The sequence below is a fragment of the Plantactinospora sp. WMMB782 genome, assembly GCF_049179135.1.
In the GTDB taxonomy this organism is placed as follows: Bacteria; Actinomycetota; Actinomycetes; order Mycobacteriales; family Micromonosporaceae; genus Plantactinospora.
The window spans coordinates 94,410-116,936 of sequence record NZ_JBMHMC010000007.1 but is presented as its reverse complement, the minus strand read 5'-3'; the positions used below and the strand labels follow the sequence as shown (position 1 = coordinate 116,936).

The window sequence follows — 22,527 nt, the reverse complement described above, 5'->3', positions numbered from 1 at the left end:
AGCGGTCAGCCTCGGCTCCCGGTTCAGGGTGCGTTCGGGCCGGCGGGCGGGTCCGGGGCGTAGAACCGGGTGGTGTTGGCGACCATCGCCGCCACCGCGTCCGGGTGCTCACCGCCGGCCACCGTCGCCGCCCCCCACGCGTTGCTGCTCAGCGTCATGAACTCCCGGGCCTCCCGGGACTCACCCCAGGCGTCGGGGTCCTCGACGGCGGTGCCGCCCAGGTAGAGACCGAGGCCGAGCAGGGACAGGTCCCAGCCGACGCCGACCGCGCCGGGGCCGTACTCGGTCCACCGCTCCGGGTCGATGACGGCGACGTGTTCGAGTTCGAGGGTGGTCCGGTCCGCGCCGTCGGCGGGGGAGAGCCGGATCTCGACCTCGCTGAACCCGCCCTCGGCCGGCTCGCCGAAGATCCAGGTCAGCCTGAACATCCGGGGTGGTTCACAGCGGATGATCTCGCCACCGGCGTTTCCCTGGACCTGGTACCGGCCGCCCAGCTTGAAGTCCCCGCTCACCGGTGCGAACCACCGCGGCAGCCGTTCGGGGTTGGTGACCGCGTCCCAGAGGTCGTCCACGGAGGTGTCGTAGCTGCGGCGCAGCAGGACGGTACGCCCCTCGCCGGCCGGTGTCTCGGCCCGGCCGACCCTCCGGTGGATCGCGTTGATCTCGTCGACGATGTCCACCCCGTACTCCTCACGCTGGTTCTCGACTGTCGAACGGGTGGCAGCGTATCAGGAGCAACTTATATAAGCGAACCATGAGGGGTTTTCGGCGTGGCTGCCGAGGCACCCGCACGACTCAGCCGTGCGGGCGGATCAGGTGGAACCGCGCCCGGAGGCGTTCGGGCAGCTCGTCGACCAGTCCGTACCCGGGCTGCTCCGGCCACGGCAACGCGTCCAGGAAACTCGTCACGACGACCTCGTCGACCGCACGGTCACCCCGGTCGAAGTACGCGTCCAGGAACGTCAGCACGCTGCGCCAGTCGAGGGTGTCGGCGGCGCCGTCCCGGGTGTAGGCGTCCACGACCCGGTCGGTGAACCCCTCGCCGATGCCGAAGAAGACGTGCGGTAGCAGCTCGCCGTTGTCTCGCAGGTGTTCCTCGTAGCCGGGCCGCAGCGCGGGGAAGCGCGCCACGAGGTCCCGGACGAACTGCTCCGCCGAAGTCACAGCCGTCATCTCCCCGCCGCCGCTCGGCCTGTCCGCGGCCGCCGAGCCGTAGCGTCACCGAGCCGTAGCGTCACCGAGCCACCACGCGGATGATCCTGCCACGCCGGCCGGCCGGGCGCCGGTGACCGACGCGACGGCGCCAGCCGCCGAGGATGAGTAGCGGAACTCAGGTCCCGGGAGGCTCGGCTGGTGATGATGCTACGCGTGAACGAGATGATCTCCCGGTCCCGGGTGCCTGCCGGTCTCGGTCGTCGGCGCCTGCCGGCACTGCTGGGCGGGCTGGGCGGTTGCCTGTTCCTCGTGGTGTGGACCTCTCCCCGCTACGCCAACGGGCTGCCGCCCTTCATCGACACGCCGCGACACGGCGAGTTCCACGGCATCGGGTGGGCGTTCCTGGTGGTGCCGATCGCGGCTACCGTCGTCGGACTCTGCGCCCTGCGGTGGTGGCCGTACCTGCTGGTCGTCGCGGGTCTGCTGGCCGTACCCGACGTGCTGTCGGCCTCGGCGGGGCTGACCTTCCCGCTCGCGGTCGCCGCCGCGGCCAAGGCCGGGTACCCGCTGGCGGTCCTGGGGGTGCTGGCATGTGCCCAGAGCCTCTTCCGTGATTCGCCGGGCTGGGGCGCGGCGGTCACCGGCCTCTCCGTCGGCGCCCAACTGTTCGGCTCCGTCCTGGTCGGTGCGGGCTGGCTGATCTCGAACAGCGGCATTCCGGCCTGGCACGCTGCCCTGGTCGTCGTCGGTCTGGTCGGAGTGCTGCCGGTGGCCTGGCAGCACGCGAGGCACGGCGACGACGCCGCGACCGGGCTGACCGACGTCGCCGACCGGTCGAGGCGCCGGGTCCGGCTGGTGCTGGCCGGCGCGTTCGTGGTGTGCCTGGCGATCCCGCTGTCCCTGCTGAGCACCGAGCGACTGGCCGACCTGCTCGGGGTCAGCTTCACGGCCCTCTACATCCGCAGCTTCGTGGAGGTCGCCATCGTCGGGGCGATCACCCTGGTGGTCACGATTGGCATCGCCGCCGTCGCCGGTCCCTGGTCGGTCGCGGCGGCACTGATCGTGGCGACCACCCGGGTGGCCGTGGTGGCACCGATGATCCTCGTCGTCACCGCGCTGGTCTTCGCCGGCCCGCTGGGATGGCTGTCCGCGTTGGCCGGGGTGGTGCTCGGCGCCGTCGCGGCCGGCAGTCGGTGGCGGGTCCCGCTCGCCAGCGCGCTGACGGTGGTGGCCGCCATGGCGCTGTTCATCGCCTACGCCGCGACGTCCGGGCACCCCGAGAAGCTGGCGGAGCAGCGGAGCACCATTCCCGCGTCACTCATCCTGTTCGTGGTCGCCGCCGCGGCGACCGCCGTCGTCGGCGCCACCGCCCCGGTGCTGGCCCCCCGTGGTGCCCTTCCGGTCGTGCTGGGTCCGGTGGCCGCTGTACTGGCGAGTGGCGGGCTGCAGACCATCCAGGCGACCTACCTGCGGAACGGCTCGCCGGTAGGGTCCTACCTCAACTCGGTGTTCCACCTGAACACCTCGGCCGGGTTGCTGCTGGTGGCGGGCGCGGCGATCGGCGGGCTCGGCTTCGCGCAACAGATCGCCACCCGACGGGCCGAGCGGAAGCACGCGGAGCAGATCCGCCGGGACGCCGCCACCGCCGAGCGGGAACGGCTGGCCCGGTCCATCCACGACGGTGTCCTGCAGGTACTGACGCTGGTGCAGCGGCACGGTTCCGATCTCGGTGGGCAGGGCCCGCAGCTCGCCACGCTCGCCGCCGAGCAGGAGACGGCGTTGCGCAGCCTGCTCACCGGGGCGACCGCCCCGCATCCTGACGGTGCCCAGGACCTGCGGACGGGTCTGGCGGCACTGGCGTCCGGCACGACCGAGATCGCGGCGCCGGCCGAACCCGTGCTGCTGCCGGCCCCCACCGCCGTGGAGCTGACCGCCGCGGTGCAGGCCGCCCTGGACAACGTACGCCGGCACGCCGGCCCCGGCGCCCGCGCCTGGGTACTGCTCGAGGACGAGGGGGAGGCGGTACGCGTCACCGTCCGCGACAACGGGGTCGGATTCTCCCCGGAGCGGCTGGTCGAGGCGGCCGGGGCCGGCCGGCTCGGTGTGGTCCAGTCGATACGCGGCCGGATCGCCGATCTCGGCGGCAGCACGACGATCCACAGCACTCCGGGCGAGGGAACCGAGGTCGAGTTGTCGGTACCCCGGCGCAGCGCCGCCGGGCGGTGAACGCCGTCCGGTGAGGTGATCGCGCTCTGTGTCTGGTCTGGCGTGCCGTACGCCTAGGCCGCCACGATTCTCGGCGTCACCGAGGGCGCCGTCCGCTCCCGGGTCAGCCGGGCGCGATCCCGACTGGCCCGCCTGGTGGCCACCCGCGGACAGGAGGAGCGATGACCGACATCCTGCAACCCCCCGCCGAGCGGGACCTGCCAACCGTCCGCGCCGAGCGCATACGCGCCGGCATCCTCTCGTCGCACTGCACGGTCCCGACCGCGAACCGAGGCACACCGGCCGGCGCGTGGCGGTCCTCGCCGCTGTGGTGACCACCGTCGCGGCCGTCGGGGCCGGGGTCGCGTTGTGGCCGTCCGGTGCGGACGACGGAGACAGCCGGATCCTCGCGATGTCCGCCGCCGAGCTGTCACCCGCCCTGCGGGACGCGGCCGAGCAGTGCCTGACCTGGAACCTCGACCAGCGGGCTCGGACCGACGTGGACGGGATCCCCCGGGCTGCGGAGGTCACGCTGGACAACCTGGCCGTGGCCACCCAGCACAGGCATCGCTCGGCCATGTTGTTCCTGACCGACGCCGGCTACTTCACCTGCGGAGCACGGTGCGGGGCGCACCACCACGGCCGGCATCGAGGGCGGGGCGTTCGGGCTGATAAGTACCGGCGGTGCGGTCCAGCAGGACGCGCGGCTGGTCGGTTACGACGTGGACGGCAACGAGCTCGGCCGGCTGCCGCTGTTCGAGGCCGCGGACCGGACCAGCGGCTGCTATGTCGACCCGGCCGGAAAGGTCGTCTACTCGCCGTCCCCCGGCGGAAGGGGATCGTCCGTGGTGGACCCGGCCGAATGCGTCCCTGCCGAACCCTGGGGGCGCTGACCGGACGGCGGTCCGGGTCGACCCTACCGTCGACCCGGACCGCCACATCCCTCGCCGTACCGATGACCCCAGGACCGTTTCAGCTCGGCCGTGGTCGTGACGGGATCGCCGGAAGATGTTGCCGGAGGTTCACTGGGTCAGTTCGGCCACCTGCTCGGCGGTCAGCCGGCCCCGCGACCCGTCCGGCTCGGGCGCCGTCAGGGTGCCCCGGGCGGCCCGGGGGTCCACCGCCACGGCCGGCGGGTCGGTCGGCCGGCGCCAGTGCCAGTCGGTCACCTCCTGGTACGCGGCCACCACCGACAACAGCCGTTCCTCCCCGTACGGCAGGCCGCCGAGGATGGTGCCGATCGGCACCCCGGCCGGGCTGAACCCGATCGGGAAGCCGATCTCCGGCAGGCCGAGGATGTCGAACGGCACCGGTCCGGTCTGCACCACCACGTCACAGACGTCGAAGATCTGGTCGAGTACCCGTTCCAGGAAGAGCAGCTTGGCCCGCTGCCCGGTGAGGAACTCGGTGCCGCCGAGCAGCGCCCCCTGCAACCAGCTGGTCACCGAGACCCCGAAGCCGCGCAGGTCGGTGCGGAGGTACGGCATGAAGGGCTCGCTGCGCTCCGGCAGCCGGATGTTGTTGAAGCTGCCGCCGGAGAGCAGGTTCCAGTCCGCCGGCAGCGGCACGTCGACAACTGTCGCGCCGGGAAGTTTCGCCAGCTCGGCCAGGAACGCCTGCCGGGCCAGCGCGGTCGCCGAGGTGCCGGAGGCGTAGCCGGGGGGTACCCCGATCCTCGTCTTCCAGCGCAGCTTGACCCGCCGGCCGGCGTACACCGGGGTGGCCGCCTCGATCAGCCGGGGGACCGGTGGCAGGCCCTGGCTGCGCGGGTCGGCAGGGTCCTCGCCGGCCATCGCGGTGAGCATGATCGCGGCGTCCCGGGCGTCCCGGGCCAGCGGTCCGGGATGGTCCCGGGTGTAGCTGAGCGGGATGATCCCGGTCAGCGGGACCCGGCCCATCGTCGGCTTGAGCCCGGTCAGGTTCTGCGCGTTCGACGGCGCGGTGATCGAGCCGCCGGTCTGGGTGCCGGTGCCGGCGGTGGCCAGCCGGCCGGCGACCGCCGTCGCGGTACCGGTGGACGACCCGCCGGGGTCGGTGCCCGGGTCGGTCGGCGTCCAGGCGTTGACCGTGGTGACGATCCCGGCCGGGGTGGTGGCCCGGGTGGTGGCCAGCGGGCCCATCTGGGTCTTGCCGAGCACGATCGCCCCGTTCGCCCGGAGCCGGGCCACCGCCGTGGCGTCGGACGGCGGCACGAAGTCCCGGAAGAGGTAGGAGTTGGCGGTCGTCGGTACCCCGGCGGTGTAGTAGTTGTCCTTGATCGCCAGCGGGATGCCGTGCAGCGCACCGCAGTGCCGTTCCCGTCCGGCGGCCCGGGCGGCGGCCAGCGCGGCGTCCGCGAGCACCAGGTTGAACGCCTGGTACGTCTCCTCGTACGCCCCGATCCGCGCCAGGTACGCCTCGACCAGTTCGGCCGGGCTGAGCCGGCGGGCCCGGATCAGCCAGGCCGCCTCGGCGACGGTCAGCTCGGTCGGGTCGGCCAGTGCCTCGGGCCGGGGCCGCCGGTACGCCTCCGGCCGGTCCAGCGCCGGATTCGGCCGGCCGGGGCCGCCGCCGTGCCCGGCCGGCCCGGTGCTGCCGGGGGCCAGGGTCCGCGGGGTCTGCGCGGTAGCCACCGCGGGCAGTGCGACGGTGCCGCCGGCCGCTCCGGCGGCGGCCAGCGCGGCGGCCCGGGCCAGGAAGGTCCGGCGGTCGACGGTCCGGTCCTGGGGTACGGAGTCCATCGTCCTCACCGCCGCCACTGCGTGCTGATCGAGGGGTAGAGCATCGGCGCGGCCTGCTGGGAGAGCGCCCTGGCCAGCTCCGGGTCGGTACCGGCCGGGGCCGGCAGCTGGTATGCGGCCAGCTCGGCCACGGTGCCCCGGACGAACGAGCGCAGCGAGGCGAGCACCGAGTCCTGGCCGGGGGAGCCGGTCTCCGGGTCGGCGGCGGCGCCCGGGGGCAGCTGGTCGAGGTCGATGCCCAGGCTGGCCAGCCGGGCCCGGATCATGGTGTTGAGTTCGGCGTCGGTGGGCGGGGTCGGTGCCATGGCGCTCCTCGCGACGGTCGGATCCACGGGATCTTGATCAACTGCACTGCGCCCTGACTGTCCGGCCGGACGGTGTCGGCGGAATAACGACAAGATCACGCCACGGTGAACTGGCGACCGGCGGCGTAGACTTCTCCTCTGGGCGCCGCTGGCCGCCCGCGTACGGACCCGGACCCACCCCGGCCGGGAGCACGACGCTGGCGCGGCGGGAGTAGGCTCGGCGCCGCGCGGTCGCTGACGCCCGCCACGACGTCCCGGTGTGACGACCCGCCGGTCACCCTGTAGCCGCGTGACGTTGGTCAAGACTTCGGCATCCCGAGGGTCCGGCGGGCCGATCCGAGAGAGAGACTAGCCTGATGGCCGTGACACGCCGCGCGAAGATCGTCTGCACCCTTGGTCCCGCGACCGCCTCACCGGAGCGCATCCGCGGACTCGTCGAGGCGGGCATGGACGTAGCCCGGCTCAACTTCAGCCACGGCAGCCATGCCGACCACGAGCAGGTCTACCACCTGGTCCGGGAGGCCGCCCGGACCACCGGTCGGGCAGTCGCCGTCCTCGCCGACCTCCAGGGTCCCAAGATCCGGCTCGGCCGGTTCGCCGACGGGCCGCACGAGTGGCGCACCGGCGACTCGGTCGTGATCACCGGAGACGCGGTCGTCGGTACCCGGGAGCGGGTCTCCTGCACCTACGACAAGCTGCCCTACGAGGTGAAGCCGGGCGACCGGCTGCTGATCGACGACGGCCGGGTCGCGGTCGAGGTCAGCGAGGTGGACGGCAACGACATCCGGGTGCTCGTCACCGAGGGCGGCGCCGTCTCCAACAACAAGGGCGTCTCGCTGCCCAACGTCGCGGTGAGCGTGCCGGCGATGTCGGACAAGGACACCGAGGACCTGCGCTTCGCGCTCGGGCTCGGCGTCGACATGGTGGCGATGTCCTTCGTCCGTTCGCCCGAGGACATCAAGCTGGCGCACCACATCATGCACGAGGTCGGGGTGCACCGGCCGGTGATGGCGAAGGTGGAGAAGCCCGAGGCGGTGACCCACCTGGAGTCGATCGTCAATGCCTTCGACGGGATCATGGTGGCCCGTGGTGACCTCGGCGTCGAGCTGCCGCTCGACCAGGTGCCGCTGGTGCAGAAGCGGGCCGTGCAGCTCTGCCGGGAGAACGCCAAGCCGGTCATCGTGGCCACCCAGATGCTCGACTCCATGATCGAGAACTCCCGGCCGACCCGCGCCGAGGCGTCCGACGTGGCGAACGCGGTGCTGGACGGCGCGGACGCGGTGATGCTCTCCGGCGAGACGAGCGTCGGAAAATATCCGGTGCTCACGGTCAGCACGATGGCCAAGATCGTCACGACCACCGAGTCCGGTTCGATCGGGGTGCCCCGGCTCCAGCACGACCCGCGTACCCACGGCGGGGCGCTCACCGTCGCCGCCTCGCAGATCGCCAAGGCGATCGGCGCCAAGGCGCTCGTCGCGTTCTCGCAGACCGGCGACACCGTGCGCCGACTCTCCCGGCTGCACTGCGACCTGCCGCTGCTCGCCTTCACCCCGGTCCCGGAGGTGCGCGACCAGCTCGCCCTCTCCTGGGGTGTGCAGACCTTCCTGATGCCCTTCGTGCAGCACACCGACGACATGTTCCGGCAGGTCGACCAGGCGCTGATCGGGCTCAGCCACGCCAACCCGGGCGACTACGTGGTGATCGTCGCCGGTACCCCGTCCGGTACCCCCGGCTCCACGAACACGCTGCGGGTGCACCAGCTCGGCTCGCTCGTCGACCCGGCGGTCGGCCGGTCGGGACAGTGAGCCTGGATCCTCCCGCCGAGACGGTCGTCGGGCAGGCGGCGGTCGACCTCCTGCTGGAGGTACTCGACCTCCGCCAGCTCGACGAGCACACCTTCCGGGGGATGAGCCCGCCGGTCGGCCCGCAACGGGTGTACGGCGGCCAGGTCGCCGGTCAGGCCCTGGTCGCCGCCGGCCGGACGGTCGACCCGGCCCGGTTCGTGCACTCCCTGCACGGCTACTTCGTCCGGCCCGGCGACCCGGCCGAGCCGATCGAATACCAGGTGGAGAACGTCCGGGACGGCCGCTCCTTCTCGGTACGCCGGTCCGTCGCGCTCCAGCACGACAAGCCGATCTTCTTCATGTCGGCCTCCTTCCACCGCGAGGAGGAGGGGCTCGACCACCACGCCCCGGTGCCGGCCGACGTGCCGCCGCCGGAGACCCTGCCGACCATGTCCGACCGGCTGGCCCGCTACCCGGAACGGCTCGGCATCTGGGCGATGATCCCGCGCCCGATCGACGTCCGGTACGTCGGCGAACCCGGCTGGGTACGCCCCGGCGACCGGCCCGCCGACCCGCACCAGCGGGTCTGGATGCGGATCGACGGCAAGTTGCCCGACGACCCGCTGCTGCACGCCTGCGCCCTCACCTTCGCCTCCGACATGACCCTGCTCGACTCGGTCCTCTCGGTGCACGGCGAGGTGTGGGGGCCCGGTGGCCTGGTCGGGGCCAGCCTCGACCACGCGCTCTGGTTCCACCGCCGGTTCCGGGCCGACGAGTGGTTCCTCTACGACTGCTGGAGCCCGTCCGCGTCGGGCGGGCGGGGGCTGGCCACCGGCCGGATGTTCACCGTCGACGGCCGGCAGATCGCCAGCGCGGTGCAGGAAGGGCTGCTCCGCCGGGTCGGGGCCTGACCGGGCCGGATAACCTTCCGGTATGCGTCTCTCCGCCCGGGTCGACTACGCGCTGCGTGCCGTTGCCGAGATCGCCGCACGCGCGGAGCAGGGCGGGCCCGACCCGCGGTCGGGTGCCGCCGGCCGGGGAGACACCGGTGGCCGGGGCCGATCCGCCGGCCAGGGCGCGGACGGCGAGGCTGCCGCGCCGGGCCGGCGTCCGGGGTCGCCGACCGGCGGGCCGAGCCGACGCCCGGTGCCGCTGACCGCCGAACAGATCGCCCGGACCCAGGACATCCCGCCGAAGTTCCTGGAGAGCATCCTGTTGCAACTGCGCCGGGGCGGGATCGTGCATGCCCAGCGTGGCCCCGAGGGCGGTTACTGGCTGGCCCGCCCGGCTACCGAGATCTCGCTGGCCGAGGTGATCCGGGTGATCGACGGCCCGCTGGCCAACATCCGGGGACAGCGCCCGGAGGAGCTCGGCTACTCCGGCGCGGCCCGCGCCCTCCAAGAGGTCTGGATCGCGCTGCGGGCCAGCGAGCGGGAGATCCTGGAGCTGGTCACCGTCGCCGACGTGGCCAACGGCAAGCTGCCGGACCGGGTCCGCGAACTCGTCGCCGATCCGGCCGCCTGGACCTGAGCCTCACGCCGGGCACCCGGCATCCGCCGCTCACTGGCGGGCATCCGGCATTCGGCGGTCACCGGCGGGCATCCGCTTGCCGGCGGCGGGCATCCGGCCGCCGTGGGGCATCCGACGGCCGGCGACCACCGGCGCGGAGATAATGGATTTGAGTCTCCAGCGGCTGGAAGGTTGATGCTCGTTCCGTGAACGACCGCACCGAGCTGTTCACGATCGGACAGCTCGCCCGACGTACCGGCCTGTCGGTCCGGACCATCCGGTTCTGGTCCGACGCCGACGTGATTCCGCCGACCGGCCGGTCCAGCGGCGGCTACCGCCTCTACGACACCGAGGCGGTGGCCCGGCTGGACCTGGTCCGGACACTGCGGGAACTCGGCCTGGACCTCGGGACGGTGCAGCGGATCCTGGCCCGGCAGAGCACGTTGGCCGAGGTGGCCCGGGCGCACGTACTCGCCCTGGACACCGAGATCCGCGCGCTCCAGTTGCGCCGGGCCGTGCTGCGGTCGGTCGCCCGACGGAACAGCACGACCGAGGAGATGAGAGTGATGAACAAGCTGGCCCGGCTCTCCGCGCAGGAACGGCAGCGGATGATCGACGACTTCGTGGACCGTACCTTTGCCGGGATCGAGCCGTACGAGCCCGGGGCGAGGATCGCCGAGGCGATGCGGCAGATGCCGGCCGAACTGCCCGACGACCCGAGCCCGGAACAGGTGGACGCCTGGCTGGAACTCGCCGAGCTGGTCGCCGACCCGGACTTCGGGCAGCGGGCCCGGCAGATGGCGGTGGCCGGCGGGCAGCCGACCGGCGAGCGGGGCGGGCCGTCGGCGTACGACCCGACGGCCGTGGTCGAGCAGGTCGGCCGGGCGATGGCGGACGGGATCGCCCCGGACTCGGCGCAGGGTCGGGCGGTGTTGGACCGGATCGTGGACCCGGGACTCTCCACCGAGGAGCGCGCCCGGCTCGCCGACGAGGTGGCGACCTTCACCGACCGCCGGGTCGAGCGGTACTGGGAACTGCTCGGCCTGCTCAACGGCCGCCCGCCGTTCCCGCCCCAGGTGCCGAAGTTCGAGTGGTTCATCGCCGCCCTGCGCGCCTGACGGATCCCGCAGGCCCCCGCCCGTCGCGTCGGTCGCGGCGGGGGCCCTGCCCGGCCTGGTCGGCTGCCCGGGTCGGTCAACGGCCCGGCCCGGTCGGGCGAGAGCGGTCCGGTGGACCGAGGGTGGCCGCGACCTCGGTGATCAGCTGCCAGGTCTGCGCCACGTGCTCCTGCCGGGTGTACGGCGACCCCGGCACCAGCCGCAGCGTGTAACGGCCGCCGACCCGGGTGTGCGTCAGGTACGCCCGGCCGGTCCCGTTCACCCGGGCCAGCAGTTCGGCGTTCGCCTCGTCGTCGGCGGCCCCGTCGCCGGTGCCGGCCAGCCGGAAGCAGACCAGCGCGAACGGGCCCGGCGCGACCACTTCGAAGCGCGGGTCGGCCCGGACCCGCTCGGCGAACCATCCGGCCAGCGCGATCGTCTCCCGGATGTGCGCGCGCAGCCCCTCGGCGCCGTACCAGCGGAGCACGAACCAGAGTTTCAGCGCCCGGAACCGCCGGCCGAGCGGTACCTGCCAGTCCCGGTAGTCGAGCACCGCCCCAGACTCGGTCGCCGCGTTGCGCAGGTACTCCGGCAGCACCGTCAGCGCCTCGACCAGCTCCGCCCGGTCCGCCACCCAGAACGCGTCGCAGTCGAAACCGGTGAGCAGCCACTTGTGCGGGTCGAAGCAGTACGAGTCGGCGTACTCCAGCCCGGCGTGGGTGTGCCGCAGTTCCGGGCAGACCGCGGCCGCCCCGGCGTACGCGGCGTCGACGTGCAACCACAGCCCGTACTCCCGGCACAGTTCGCCGATCGCCGGGATCGGGTCGACCGCGTTCGTGGAGGTGGTGCCGATCGTCGCCACCACCGCCGCGGGCACCAGCCCGGCCGCCAGGTCCGCCTCGACGGCCTGCCGCAGCGCCACCGGGTCCAGCGCCAGGTTCTGCGGGTCGACCCCGACGGTACGCAGTCCCGCGTCGCCGAGCCCGGCGATCCGGACCGCCTTCTCGATCGCCGAATGCCCCTGGGTCGACGTGTAGACCCGGTACGCCCGCCGCACCCCGTGCCCCCGCCACCGGCCGTCGCCGGCCCGGTGCAGCGCGGCCAGTACGGCGATCAGGATCGCCGAGGAGGCCGAGTCCTGGATCACCCCGCCGCCGGTGCCGGCCGACCGGAACCGGGCCGGCAGGTCGAGCAGTTCCGCCAGCCAGTCCAGCACCACCGTCTCGACCTCGGTGCAGGCCGGGCCGGTGGACCAGAGCATGCCCTGCACGCCGAGGCCGGCACAGACCAGGTCGCCGAGCACGCTCGGCCCGGAGGTGTTCGCCGGGAAGTAGCCGAAGAACCGCGGATGCTGCCAGTGGGTGAGGCCGGGCGCGATAACCGTGTCCAGGTCGGCGAGGAGCCGGTCGAACGGCTCGCCCCGCTCGGGAGGGCCGGCTGGCAGCCGGCCGGCGACGGTGCCGGGCGGGTCGGTGGCGGCGACCGGGCGCCGGTCGAGCGTGGCCCAGTAGTCGGCGATCCAGTCGACCAGCTGGTGACCGTGGCGACGGAACTCGTCCGGGGTCATGTGTCGGGCCATGGCCCTGAGTGGACCAGCCCGGCCGCCGCCGATCAAGAACCCGGGCGGCGGAGCCGGTGCGCTCGGCGGATCGGGCGGTGGCCGGGCGAGCGGGCGGCGGGGCCGGCGCGCGCGACGGGTCGGGTGGTCGGCCAGCGTGGTGCCGGCGTCCGGGGTGGTCAGCCGGGGGAGTGGCGGCGTCCGGCCGGGCTGCCGTGGGGTGGTGCCGGGTCGACGACCGGTGGTCAGCCGGCCGGGGCGGCGGTCGGTACGTTCGGCGAGCCGACCGCCGGCCGCGCCGCCGCGGTACTGGCCCGGACGGTGAGCCGGGGCGGCAGCAGGGTGCCCTCCGGGACGGGCTCCCGCTCCAGCTTCGCCATCAGCAGCGACACCGCCTGCCGGCCGACCTCCTCGGCCGGGATCAGCACCGAGGTCAGCGCCGGACTGGCCCGTTCGGCGACCTCGTCGGGGCAGATCGCCACCACCGAGACGTCCTGCGGGACCCGCCGGCCGAGCGCCGGCAGCGCCGCGAGCACCTGACCGACCGCCGCCTCGTTGTGCACCACCAGCGCCGACAGTTCCGGCTGGCGCTCCAGCAGCCCGGCAAGCTCCTGGGCGACCGCCTCGAGGTTCTCCTCGCAGGGCTGGGCGACCGCCGCGATCCCGTGCCGCCGCGCCGTCTCGGCGAAGCCGGCCCGGGTGCGGTGGGCGAAACCGGTGTCCCGGTCGTAGACCACCGCCGGGGCGCCGAGCAGCGCCACCGAGCGGTGGCCGAGCCCGGCCAGGTGCTCGACGCAGACCGCCCCGGCCCGATGGAAATCCAGGTCGACGCAGGTCAGCCCGGTGGGGTCGGCGGGGAATCCGATGAGCACACTGGGCCGTTCCAGGTCGCGCAGCACCGGTACCCGGTCGTCGTGCATCTCCACGTCCATCAGCACGATGCCGTCGACCATCGCGCTGGCGGCGATCCGGCGCAGCCCGGCCGGCCCCTCGTCGGCGGTCATCAGCAGCACGTCGTGGTCGAACTGCCGGGCGGTGGTCACCACGGCGGTGGCGAACTGCATGAGTACCGGCAGGTGCATGCCGGAGCGCAGCGGCAGCACCAGGGCGATCACGTTGGCCCGCCTGCTGGCCAGGGCCCGCGCCCCGGCGTTCGGGTGGTAGCCGAGGCTGCGCACGCTGGCCATCACCCGTTCCCGGGTCGAGGCCGAGATGGCACGCTTGCCGCTGAGCACGTACGACACGGTGCTGACCGCGACCCCGGCGTGCCGGGCCACGTCGGCGATGGTCACCATGTCCGCCCGCTTCGCGGGACCACCGGTGGACTGCCGGTGCGACTGTCGCGAGGTGGGGCCCGACGATTCGGACACTAGGCGCCTCCAGCTTCCACACCGGTGCGGTCCCCGTCGACTCCTGCCGTGAAGGTCAACCAACTCAGCGTAGCGCCGGGGGTGTCGAACAGCAGATACAGATCCCGTACCCCGGTCGCCTCGCCGTGCCACCGGCCGGTTGCGGTGGCGGTAGCCGGATCGACGTCGCCGGTGCCGGTCCCGCTCCCGGGGGTAGGGGCGTTGTCGACGGTGGGTGGGACGGGGATCGTGCCGGCGATCGGGCCCCGGACCGGGTCGTCGAACCGGAGCACCAGCTCGGCGCCGTGTGGCAGCGGGCGGTGGCCGCCGACCCGGGCCGCGACCCCGCGTACCCCGGTGCCGAAGTCCACCCGGGAGAACCGGATCCAGCCGCCGGCCTCCCGGGCCAGCACCGCCGCACCGTCCGGGCCGTCCGGCAGCGGCTCGATGCCGGCGTACTCGTCGTGGTCGGCCGCGCAGAGTGGACCGGCCAGCGCCGCGCGGGGGCGTACCGGCTCGCCGTGCACCGCCAGGGTGGCGGTCAGCAGCAGGTCGGCGCTGGACCGGCCGACCGCGACGGTGTGCCGGGCGTCCTCCACCACGTACCGGCCCCGGGCCACGTCCCAGTGCGCGAGCTCGGTCGCCCGCAGCCGGAGGCGTACCGTCGTCGAGGCGCCCGGCGCCAGGCTCACCCGGGTGAAGCCGCGAAGCTGGCGCAGCGGCTGCTTGACCCGGGAGCGCCGCTGCCGGGTGTAGAGCTGGACCACCTCGTCGCCCGGTCGGGAACCGACGTTGGTCACCCGCACGCTGACCTCGATCTCTCCGGCCGCGTCCACCTCGTCCGCGCTGAGCCGGAGGTCAGAGTAGGCGAATTCGGCGTAGCTCAGCCCGTGGCCGAACGGGTAGAGCGGGGTGCCCCGATGGTAGAGGTACGTGGTGTCGGTGGCTATCACGTCGTAGTCGAACAGGTCGGGCAGCTCCGCCGCGTCGCGGTACCAGGTCTGGGTCAACCGGCCACCCGGGTCGGCGTCCCCGGCGAGTACGGCGGCCAGCGCGGCACCGTACTCCTGGCCGCCGTGCGCCGACCAGACGATCGCCGGGAGGTGCTCGTCGGCCCAGTTCACCGCGTACGGATAACTGCTGCTGAGCACCAGCACGGTACGCGGGTTGGCCGCGTACACCGCCCGGAGCAGCGCCTCCTGTCCGGCCGGCAGGGCGAGGTCGGCGCGGTCCTCGGTCTCCCGGCCGCAGACCATCGGGTGGTTGCCGAGCACCACCACGGCGACGTCGGCCTCCCGGGCCAGCGCAGCCGCCTCGGCCGCACCGTCGGAGACCAGTTCGACGGTGAACCCGGTGGCCCCGGCCGGCTCCACCGCGTCGGCCCGGAGCATGCCGTCCGGGCCGACCCGGACGTACCGCCCGGTGGCCAGGTGGTGCAGTACCCGGTCGCCGCCCGGCCGGTCGACCAGCCGGAACGTCTCCCGGACGATCCAGCCACCGGGTCCGGGCCGGTCGTTGACCAGCAGTCCCTCGTCGTCGGCGCCGACGTGCCGGCCGTTCGCCAGGCTGCGCAGCGCGACGATGTCCTGTCCCCAGTCGAAGACCTCGAACCACCCGTCCGCCGGAACCGGCCCGGCCGCCCCGCCGACGCCCGTCCCGCCGACGCCCGTCCCGCCGACGCCCGTCCCGACGGTGGCGGTCCCGGCGACGTCGGTCCCGGCGGTGGTCGTGTCGTCGGAGGTGGCCGGGGCGTCGGCCACCGGGGCTGCCGGGCAGGTCCGGTCGAGCCGGAGCGCGGCGCCCTGCGGATCGTGGGCGGCCCGGACGTAGCCGTCGGCGGTGCGCAGCGCGATCAGGTCGGCGCCACAGTGGTAGGCCGTGCTGGCCGGGGCGAAGCGGGCGGCCAGGCCGTCCCGGGCGGTGATCGCGTACGGCAGGGTCCCGCTGTACCAGTCCTCGTGGAGCGTGTCGGCAAGCGGCCCGAGTACGGCCAGTCGGCCGGTCCGGCCCGGGTCGAGCGGCAACAGGGCCCCGGTGCCGGGCCGGGCGACGTTGCGCAGCAGCACCAGCGACTGCCGGGCGGCCTCCCGGGCCAGCTCCTGGTGCGCCGAGCAGTTGATCACGTCTGCGGTGATCGCCGTGTACGGGTTCCGCTCCGGCGGGTCGAAGTCGCCGAGCCGGAACCGGATGGTGAGGATCCGCCGTACCGCCGTGTCCAGGTCGGACTCGTCGAGCAGCCCGCGCCGGAGCGCCTCGGTCAGCCGCTCGATCGTCGGCCCGGAGTCCTCGCTGTCCTCGGTGAAGCTGTCGACGCCGGCCCGCAGCGCGGCGGCGTACCCGCTGGGGTGGTCGGGCAGGTAGCCCTGGGCGCCGGCGATGTTGGAGACCGCACTGGCGTCGCTGACCACCAGGATCTCGTCGCTGGTCCACCGGCGCAGCTCGGCCCCGATCAGCGGGCTCAGGTGCGCCGGCCGCCCGTTGACCAGGTTGTACGACGCCATCACCGCCACCGCCGAGCCGGTGGCGATCGGTGCCCGGAAGGCGGGCAGCTCGTACTCGTAGAGCACCCGGGGTGGCAGGTTGCTGGAGGTGGTGCACCTGTCGGTCTCGTTGTTGTAGCCGAGGAAGTGCTTCAGCGTCGGGGCGGTCTTCAGGTAGTCGGGGTGGTCACCGCGCAGGCCCCGGGCGTAGGCGGTGCCGAGCCAACTGGTCAGCCAGGGGTCCTCGGCGTAGCCCTCCTCGTTGCGTCCCCACCTGGGGTCGCGCAGCGGGTTCACCACCGGCGCCCAGACGTTCAGCCCGACCCGGGTCGGGTCCTTGTGGTGCAGCCCCCGGACCTCGTCGCCGACCGCCGCGCCGACCGCCCGGATCAGCTCCGGGTTCCAGGTGCTGCCGAGCCCGAGCGCCTGCGGAAAGACGGTCGCCGGGCCGAGCCAGGCGAGCCCGTGCAACGCCTCGGTGCCGGTACGGAACGCCGGCATTCCGAGCCGGGGCACCGGGGCCTGGTGCTGGTGCAGCAGCGCGACCTTCTCCGCCGGGGTGAGCCGGCCGAGCAGGTCGGCGACCCGTACGTCGAGCGGCTGGTCGGGGTCGCGGAACGTCGTGTCGGTCACGGTCGATCACCTTCCATGATTTTCGACCTGCGCTGCGGCGGTGCGACCGGTGGTGGTGGCGACTCAGTCGAAGCGCTTCGAAACAGGCGGGGGGGCGGGATGGCGCGGCGGGTGTCCCCGACCGACAGCCCGGGAAGCTCGAAGCGCTTCGACGGCCGAGGAAGAAACACTCCACCGTGGATAGCGGTTTCCCGCTGGTCACGAGGGAGCATTTCGAGGCTTCCACCAGTGGCCGTACCGGTCAAGGGGTTGCGTCGAACCGATTGGTCGGCATCTGTTTCCTCGGGCCCGCGAACCCGGTCGCGCGCGGCCGGCCGGCGCTCGGTGGCCTGTCCGGCCGGTCAGCTTCGGGTGGCCGGCTGACGGGTCGGGTCGGCGGACCCGGGTGCGGCGGATGTCGCCGCGTCGGCGGCGGCCGGCGCGGTGCCCGGCGCCGGTTCCGGATCGCCCGGTGTGGTGCTCGATCGGGTGGGGGTCTTTCCGGAGATCCGGGCGGCGGAGCCGGGGTCCCGGCCGGTGCTCCGGTCCGGGTCGCGCAGCGGCAACCGGCCGGCGTCGACGGTCTCCAGGGTCCGGGCCGCCCCGCCGGACGCCGCCGCCCCGGTGCCGAGAGCCGAGGCGAGCAGCCGGGCCCCACCGGCCTCCGGCGCCAGCGTGTTGGCGTGCAGTTCGGCCTCGGCAGCGGGAAGCAGCCACGGTGCCAGCGTCGAGTAGTAGCCGCCGAGCAGCACGACCTCGGGGTTTACCAGGTTGGCCAGCAGCGCGACCCCCCGGCCCAGGTGCCGGCCGATCTCGGCGAGCGCGTCGAGGGTGGGGCGGTCGCCCCGGCGGGCCCTGCTGCGGATCCGGTCCACCTCCGGCGCGAAGTCGGTGACCGGACCGTCCTCGGCCGCGTCCGGCAGCGCCCGGCGGATCAGCGCCGGGACGCCGGCCACCGCCTCCAGGCAGCCGCGCCGGCCGCAGGGACAGCCGGGACCGTCCGGGACCACGGGTACGTGACCCAGTTCGCCGGCGAAGCCGCGTCCGCCGCGCAGCAGCCGTCCGTCGGCCACCACACCCGCGCCGAGCCCGGCGCCGCCGGTCAGGTGCACCAGGTTGGCGGTCCCGGCGTACGGACCGTGCCGGTATTCGGCCAGCGCGGCGAGGTTGGCGTCGTTCTCCACCACCACCTCGTAGCCCGGACCGCGCAGCGCCCGGCGCAGGTCGGCGCCGAGCGGGAGATCGCGCCAGCCGAGCGTGCTGGCGAGCCGGACGGTGCCGCTGCCGTCCACCAGGCCGGGTACCGCGACGGTGAGGCCGAGCACCTCCCGTCCCTGCTGGCCGACCCGGTTGACGGCACGGTTCGCCAGCGCGGCGATGGCGCTGACGGCCCGGCCGGGGGAGGCGGACGAGCCGTCGAAGGCACGCCGCCAGGAGAGGAGTTCGGTGCCGGCGAGGTCGACGGCGACCACCGTCAGCTCGTCGATGCTCACCTCGATGCCGATCGCCGCGTACGGCGCGCCGTCGACCACCAGCATGGTCGCGGGGCGGCCGATCCGGTTCTCGGCCAGTCCGGTCTCCCGGACCAGGCGCCGGTCGAGCAACTCGGCGACCAGGCTGGAGACGGTCGCCTTGTTCAGCCCGGTCGAGGCGGCGATGTCGGCCCGGGAACAGGGCGCGTGTGCCCGGACGAAGCGCAGGACGACGGCGAGGTTGGTGGCCCGTACGTCGGCGAGATCGGCCGGTTGTGGCCCGGTCTGCGTCGTGAACAAGATAAGCCCCGCTCCCCGCGTCGGTCTCCGGGCCCGGTGTCGCGCCGGTTGCCGGCGGTGCGCCAATCATGCCGCACCGCCACGCGCCGGGTCACGTCCGCCCGTCGCGCCGTGGTTCCGGTGCTTGTGGCACCGGTCACCGTCGATTACTTTTGTTTAGTCAAACGACTAACTAACTCTACCCCATACCCGCCCAGCAACCGAACGGGTTGTTCTCCCGCGCGCCGCGCGGGTCACCGGCCCGTTGCGGCGATATCGAAGGGAGCGCACCCCGTGGAACCATCCGGCCCGGGCAGCGCCACCAACCGTCGGAACTTCCTGAGCCTGGTGGGCCTCTCGGCGGCGGCGACCGTCGGCAGTGGGCTGCTCGCCGGCTGCGGCGGCGAGGCGGCCTCCACCAGCGACGCGCAGAACCTCGACAAGCTCGCCGGCCTGCTGCCGAAGCAGAAGGAGCTGCCGGGCCTACCCAAGCCGGACGTGGTGGGCACCCGCCCGGTGCCCGACGGGTACACGCAGTTCCCGGCGGAGCTGTTCGACGCGGTCGCCGAGAAGCCCGGCCGCAGCGGCCAGCGGATCAACGGGATGACCCCGGCCTGGGGGCCGGCGCCGCCCAGCCTGGGCCAGAGCCAGTACCTGGCGGCGGTGAACGCCGAACTCGGCATCGACGTCAACTTCAGCGTCCAGGACGGCCTCAAGTACGCCGACAAGCTGAACGCGCTGCTCGGCGCCAGGGACGTGCCGGACCTGCTCTGCGTACCGGAGTGGGAGGTCGCCAAGCTGCCGCGCTTCGCCGACGCGGTGGCCGCGCTCTTCGAGGACCTCACCGACTATCTCTCCGGGGACCGGGTCGACGCGTACCCGATGCTTGCCACCTTCCCGGCCGGGGCCTGGCGGCAGGCGTTCTGGAACGAGCGGCTGATGTCCATCCCGAACCCGACCGACGGACCGTTCCCGTGGGCGCTCTTCGGCCGCAAGGACCTCATCGACGCGGCGGGGCTGGCCTATCCGAAGACGATGGACGAGCTGTTCGAGGTCGGCAAGCAGGTGACCGACCCGAACAAGGGCGTCTGGGCCTTCGACGACATCTTCTCGATGGTGCAGATGTTCTACAAGGTGCCCGGCACCGACGACGGTTGGCGGCTCAAGCCGGACGGCACCCCGGAGTTCAAGTACGAGACGCCGGAGTTCCGGCAGGCCGTCGAGTTCATGGCAAAGGTCTACCAGGCCGGGCTGGTCCACCCGGACCTGGTGGCGAGCAAGGGCGAAGACGCCAAGCAGTTGCTGCAGAGCGGCAAGATCCTGTTCAAGCAGGACGGGCCCGGCATGTGGCAGCCGATGCAGGCCGAGCAGCAGAAGGTGACCCCGGGCTTCAACCTCCAGCCGGTGCCGGTCTTCTCGGCCGGCGGCGGCGATCCGCTGGTCTGGGGCGACGACAAGCCGATCTCGTACACCTTCGTCAAGAAGGGGCTCGGCAAGGAGCGGGTGGAGGAACTCCTCCGGGTGATCAACTGGTGTTCCGCGCCGTTCGGCACCACGGAGTTCAACCTGCGCGAGTACGGCGTCGAGGGCAAGCACCACACCCGGACCACCGCGGGGCCGACCAAGACCGATCTCGGCTTCAAGGAGATCGCCAACCAGTACTTCTTCGTCAGCGGGCGCAGCCCGGTGATCCAGCCCTACCCGCAGACCCCGAACTACGTCCGGGACTATCTGAGCTACTCCAACGAGATGGTGAAGTTCCTGGAGAAGGACCCGTGGAACGGGCTCAAGCTGGAGATGCCGGCCAGGTACAAGGCGAGTCTGGTGCCGACCGAGGACAAGATCACGGACATCCTGCGCGGGCGCCGGCCGCTCACCGACCTGGACGCGGTGATCCAGGAGTGGCGGGGCAGCGGCGGTGGTGACGAGGCCCGGGAGTTCAGGGCCAAGGCCCTGGCCGACGCCGGGCGATGAGTACCCGGGAGGCGGCCCGGCCGGAGGGTCGGGCCGAGCCGGCCGGGTCGGAGCGGGCGGTGCCGGAGCGCTCCGACGGCTCCGGCCCGAGCGGCGGCGACCGCCCGCCCCGGCGGGGCCGGGGACGGCGGTCGGACCGGGGCCGCCGGCCGCCGCTGCGGGCCCGGCTGCGTCGGGACTGGCCGCTGCTGGTCATGGTCGCACCGGGGGCGCTGCTGCTGCTGGTCTTCCACTACGTGCCGACCCTGGGCAACGTGGTGGCGTTCCAGGACTACAACCCGTACGCCGGGGACAGTCCGCTGGACGCCTTCCTGTCCAGCACCTGGATCGGGTTCGGCAACTTCGAGGCGCTCTTCGGCGACCCGGCGTTCTGGGACGCGTTCTGGAACACCCTGTCGATCACCGGTTTCCAGCTGGTCTTCTACTTCCCGCTGCCGATCGTGCTGGCGATCACGCTGCACAGCATCCTCTCCAGCCGGCTGCGGGCGTTCGTGCAGAGCGTGGTCTACCTGCCGCACTTCTTCAGCTGGGTGCTGGTCGTCACGTTCTTCGTGCAGATGCTCGGCGGGGCCGGGCTGCTCGCCCAGCAGCTGCGTGACGTGGGCCTGCAACCCTGGGACATCATGTCCAATCCGGACACCTTCATCGTGCTGGTCACTGCCGAGGCGGTCTGGAAGGACGTCGGCTGGGGCACGATCGTCTTCCTCGCCGCGCTGGCCACGATCGACCCGCAGCTCTACGAGGCGTCCGCGGTGGACGGCGCGGGCCGGTGGCGCCGGCTCTGGCACGTCACCCTGCCCGGGCTGCGGCCGGTGATCGTGCTGCTGCTCATCCTCCGGCTCGGCGACGCGCTCTCGGTCGGCTTCGAGCAGTTCCTGCTGCAACGGGACGCGGTCGGTCGGCAGGCCGCCGAGGTGCTGGACACCTTCGTCTACCACCAGGGCATCACGACGGGTAACTACGGCTTCGGCGCCGCCGCCGGGCTGTTCAAGGCGGCGGTGGGGCTGGTGCTGATCCTGGCGGCCAACCGGTTCGCCCACGCCATCGGCGAGCGGGGGGTGTACTCGCGGACATGACGGTGACCGAACGCGTGGCCAGGCAGGTCCGGCAGGGCCGTCGTGGTGGCCGGCCGGCCTGGGAGGAACCGCCGAGCGTGGCCGGCCAGGCCGGCAAGGGTGTGGTACTCACCGCCGTGGTGCTGGCGGTGCTGATCCCGCTCTGGGTGGTGCTGGTGACCAGCCTCTCCTCCCGGGAGACCATAAACGCCGCCGGTGGGCTGGTGGTGGTGCCGAGAGGGATCGACTTCTCGGCGTACGTGACGATCTTCTCCGGCGGCCAGGTCACCCAGGCGCTCTGGGTCAGCGCCCTGGTGACCGTCGGAGGTACGGCGGTGAGCCTGGTGCTCACCGTGCTGGCCGCGTACGGGCTCTCCCGGCCGGGCTCGGTCGGCCACCGCTTCCTGCTGCTCTACTTCCTGGTGACCTTCCTGATCTATCCGGGGATGGTGCCGAGCTATCTGGTGGTGACCGGTCTCGGCCTCAAGGACAGCCTCTGGGCGTTGATCCTGCCGACCGCGATAAGCGTCTTCAACCTGGTGGTGCTGCGGGCGTTCTTCCAGAACATCCCGGGCGAGGTGCTGGACAGTGCCCGGATGGACGGTGCGGGGGAGTTCCGGATCCTGCTGCGGATCATGCTGCCGCTGTCCCGGGCGGTGATCGCGGTGGTCGGGCTCTTCTACGCCGTCGGCTACTGGAACGTCTGGTTCACCGCGCTGCTCTACATCGACGACAACACGAAGTTCCCGAGCCAGCGGGTGTTGCAGAGTTTCATCCTGGCCGGCCAGACCCCGCAGACCTCGGGTACCGCCGTCGGGGTCTCGATGCCGCCGACGCTGGCGATCAAGATGGCCGTGGTGGTGGTGACGATGGCTCCGATCATCGCGGTCTACCCGTTCCTGCAACGGCACTTCGTGAAGGGCGTGATCATCGGCGCGGTGAAGGGCTGAACCCGCAGGTGGTGGCCGGTCGG

General features: G+C 73.0%; 18 protein-coding genes. 10 read left to right on the top strand and 8 right to left on the bottom strand.

Annotated features, from left to right (window positions below; translation table 11 throughout):
- Positions 1-23 precede the first annotated feature (23 nt).
- Positions 24-680 carry an SRPBCC family protein gene (locus tag ACN28A_RS02370; RefSeq protein WP_421391817.1) on the bottom strand — a complete coding sequence of 219 codons (657 nt, stop codon included), beginning with the start codon at positions 678-680 and terminating at the stop codon, positions 24-26.
- 115 nt (positions 681-795) lie between these two features.
- Positions 796-1,173 (bottom strand): DUF7674 family protein, encoded by a 378-nt coding sequence (locus ACN28A_RS02365; protein WP_421391814.1) that lies wholly within the window; start codon positions 1,171-1,173, stop codon positions 796-798.
- 183 nt (positions 1,174-1,356) lie between these two features.
- Here ACN28A_RS02365 and ACN28A_RS02360 point away from each other — a divergent pair, with 183 nt between their 5' ends.
- The 3 genes from ACN28A_RS02360 (at position 1,357) to ACN28A_RS02350 (ending at position 4,253) form a co-directional block, all read left to right on the top strand.
- Positions 1,357-3,381, top strand: a complete 2,025-nt coding sequence (locus tag ACN28A_RS02360; RefSeq protein ID WP_421404086.1) for a sensor histidine kinase — start codon at positions 1,357-1,359, stop codon at positions 3,379-3,381.
- A gap of 161 nt (positions 3,382-3,542) precedes the next feature.
- The gene (locus tag ACN28A_RS02355) at positions 3,543-3,695 is read left to right on the top strand and encodes a hypothetical protein (RefSeq protein ID WP_421391811.1); all 153 of its coding nucleotides are present in this window, start codon (positions 3,543-3,545) and stop codon (positions 3,693-3,695) included.
- Positions 3,696-4,082: 387 nt separating this feature from the next.
- Positions 4,083-4,253, top strand: a complete 171-nt coding sequence (locus ACN28A_RS02350) for a hypothetical protein (RefSeq protein ID WP_421391809.1) — start codon at positions 4,083-4,085, stop codon at positions 4,251-4,253.
- Between the two features lie 129 nt (positions 4,254-4,382).
- On the opposite strand, the gene ACN28A_RS02345 is transcribed toward ACN28A_RS02350, so the two are convergent.
- On the bottom strand, positions 4,383-6,080 hold the full coding sequence (locus ACN28A_RS02345) for an amidase (protein WP_421391806.1): 1,698 nt from the start codon (positions 6,078-6,080) through the stop codon (positions 4,383-4,385).
- Between the two features lie 5 nt (positions 6,081-6,085).
- Positions 6,086-6,385: a hypothetical protein gene (locus ACN28A_RS02340; protein WP_421391804.1), complete on the bottom strand. Its 300-nt coding sequence runs from the start codon at positions 6,383-6,385 to the stop codon at positions 6,086-6,088.
- A 356-nt stretch (positions 6,386-6,741) separates the two neighbouring features.
- Here ACN28A_RS02340 and pyk point away from each other — a divergent pair, with 356 nt between their 5' ends.
- From pyk to ACN28A_RS02320, 4 genes are all read left to right on the top strand, one after another.
- On the top strand, positions 6,742-8,190 hold the full coding sequence (gene pyk, locus ACN28A_RS02335) for a pyruvate kinase (RefSeq protein ID WP_421391803.1): 1,449 nt from the start codon (positions 6,742-6,744) through the stop codon (positions 8,188-8,190).
- 2 nt (positions 8,191-8,192) lie between these two features.
- Complete coding sequence (locus ACN28A_RS02330; protein ID WP_421404084.1) at positions 8,193-9,080, top strand: acyl-CoA thioesterase; 888 nt, start codon at positions 8,193-8,195, stop codon at positions 9,078-9,080.
- Between the two features lie 22 nt (positions 9,081-9,102).
- The gene (locus ACN28A_RS02325) at positions 9,103-9,699 is read left to right on the top strand and encodes an RrF2 family transcriptional regulator (RefSeq protein ID WP_421391801.1); all 597 of its coding nucleotides are present in this window, start codon (positions 9,103-9,105) and stop codon (positions 9,697-9,699) included.
- A 185-nt stretch (positions 9,700-9,884) separates the two neighbouring features.
- On the top strand, positions 9,885-10,796 hold the full coding sequence (locus ACN28A_RS02320; protein ID WP_421391799.1) for a MerR family transcriptional regulator: 912 nt from the start codon (positions 9,885-9,887) through the stop codon (positions 10,794-10,796).
- 76 nt (positions 10,797-10,872) lie between these two features.
- Here ACN28A_RS02320 and ACN28A_RS02315 read toward each other — a convergent pair whose 3' ends face one another.
- The 4 genes from ACN28A_RS02315 to ACN28A_RS02300 all read right to left on the bottom strand — a co-directional run bounded on the left by ACN28A_RS02315 (position 10,873) and on the right by ACN28A_RS02300 (position 18,546).
- Positions 10,873-12,354: a pyridoxal-dependent decarboxylase gene (locus tag ACN28A_RS02315; protein WP_421391797.1), complete on the bottom strand. Its 1,482-nt coding sequence runs from the start codon at positions 12,352-12,354 to the stop codon at positions 10,873-10,875.
- 224 nt (positions 12,355-12,578) lie between these two features.
- Positions 12,579-13,628, bottom strand: a complete 1,050-nt coding sequence (locus ACN28A_RS02310) for a LacI family DNA-binding transcriptional regulator (RefSeq protein ID WP_421404082.1) — start codon at positions 13,626-13,628, stop codon at positions 12,579-12,581.
- Positions 13,629-13,702: 74 nt separating this feature from the next.
- Entirely contained in the window at positions 13,703-16,795 is a 3,093-nt protein-coding gene (locus ACN28A_RS02305; protein ID WP_421391796.1) for a glycoside hydrolase family 3 C-terminal domain-containing protein, read from the bottom strand.
- A 341-nt stretch (positions 16,796-17,136) separates the two neighbouring features.
- A complete protein-coding gene (locus ACN28A_RS02300) occupies positions 17,137-18,546 on the bottom strand; it encodes an ROK family protein (protein ID WP_421391793.1) in 1,410 nt (469 codons plus the stop codon).
- A gap of 273 nt (positions 18,547-18,819) precedes the next feature.
- Between ACN28A_RS02300 and ACN28A_RS02295 the strand changes: the two genes are divergently transcribed.
- From ACN28A_RS02295 to ACN28A_RS02285, 3 genes are read left to right on the top strand one after another with little or no spacing between them, the layout of a single operon-like run.
- The gene (locus ACN28A_RS02295; RefSeq protein WP_421391791.1) at positions 18,820-20,499 is read left to right on the top strand and encodes an extracellular solute-binding protein; all 1,680 of its coding nucleotides are present in this window, start codon (positions 18,820-18,822) and stop codon (positions 20,497-20,499) included.
- The gene (locus ACN28A_RS02290) at positions 20,496-21,575 is read left to right on the top strand and encodes an ABC transporter permease (RefSeq protein ID WP_421391789.1); all 1,080 of its coding nucleotides are present in this window, start codon (positions 20,496-20,498) and stop codon (positions 21,573-21,575) included. The genes ACN28A_RS02295 and ACN28A_RS02290 overlap by 4 nt, the downstream gene beginning before the upstream one ends.
- Positions 21,572-22,504, top strand: a complete 933-nt coding sequence (locus ACN28A_RS02285) for a carbohydrate ABC transporter permease (RefSeq protein WP_421391788.1) — start codon at positions 21,572-21,574, stop codon at positions 22,502-22,504. The genes ACN28A_RS02290 and ACN28A_RS02285 overlap by 4 nt, the downstream gene beginning before the upstream one ends.
- Positions 22,505-22,527: the final 23 nt, after the last annotated feature.

Excerpts from the sequence above, each read along its gene's own strand:
- ACN28A_RS02365 (WP_421391814.1), bottom strand. The coding sequence starts at position 1,173 with ATGACGGCTGTGACTTCGGCGGAGCAGTTCGTCCGGGACCTCGTGGCG.
- ACN28A_RS02360 (WP_421404086.1), top strand. The coding sequence starts at position 1,357 with ATGATGCTACGCGTGAACGAGATGATCTCCCGGTCCCGGGTGCCTGCC.
- ACN28A_RS02355 (WP_421391811.1), top strand. The coding sequence starts at position 3,543 with ATGACCGACATCCTGCAACCCCCCGCCGAGCGGGACCTGCCAACCGTC.
- ACN28A_RS02345 (WP_421391806.1), bottom strand. The coding sequence starts at position 6,080 with ATGGACTCCGTACCCCAGGACCGGACCGTCGACCGCCGGACCTTCCTG.
- ACN28A_RS02340 (WP_421391804.1), bottom strand. The coding sequence starts at position 6,385 with ATGGCACCGACCCCGCCCACCGACGCCGAACTCAACACCATGATCCGG.
- pyk (WP_421391803.1), top strand. The coding sequence starts at position 6,742 with ATGGCCGTGACACGCCGCGCGAAGATCGTCTGCACCCTTGGTCCCGCG.
- ACN28A_RS02325 (WP_421391801.1), top strand. The coding sequence starts at position 9,103 with ATGCGTCTCTCCGCCCGGGTCGACTACGCGCTGCGTGCCGTTGCCGAG.
- ACN28A_RS02315 (WP_421391797.1), bottom strand. The coding sequence starts at position 12,354 with ATGGCCCGACACATGACCCCGGACGAGTTCCGTCGCCACGGTCACCAG.
- ACN28A_RS02310 (WP_421404082.1), bottom strand. The coding sequence starts at position 13,628 with ATGGTGACCATCGCCGACGTGGCCCGGCACGCCGGGGTCGCGGTCAGC.
- ACN28A_RS02290 (WP_421391789.1), top strand. The coding sequence starts at position 20,496 with ATGAGTACCCGGGAGGCGGCCCGGCCGGAGGGTCGGGCCGAGCCGGCC.
- ACN28A_RS02285 (WP_421391788.1), top strand. The coding sequence starts at position 21,572 with ATGACGGTGACCGAACGCGTGGCCAGGCAGGTCCGGCAGGGCCGTCGT.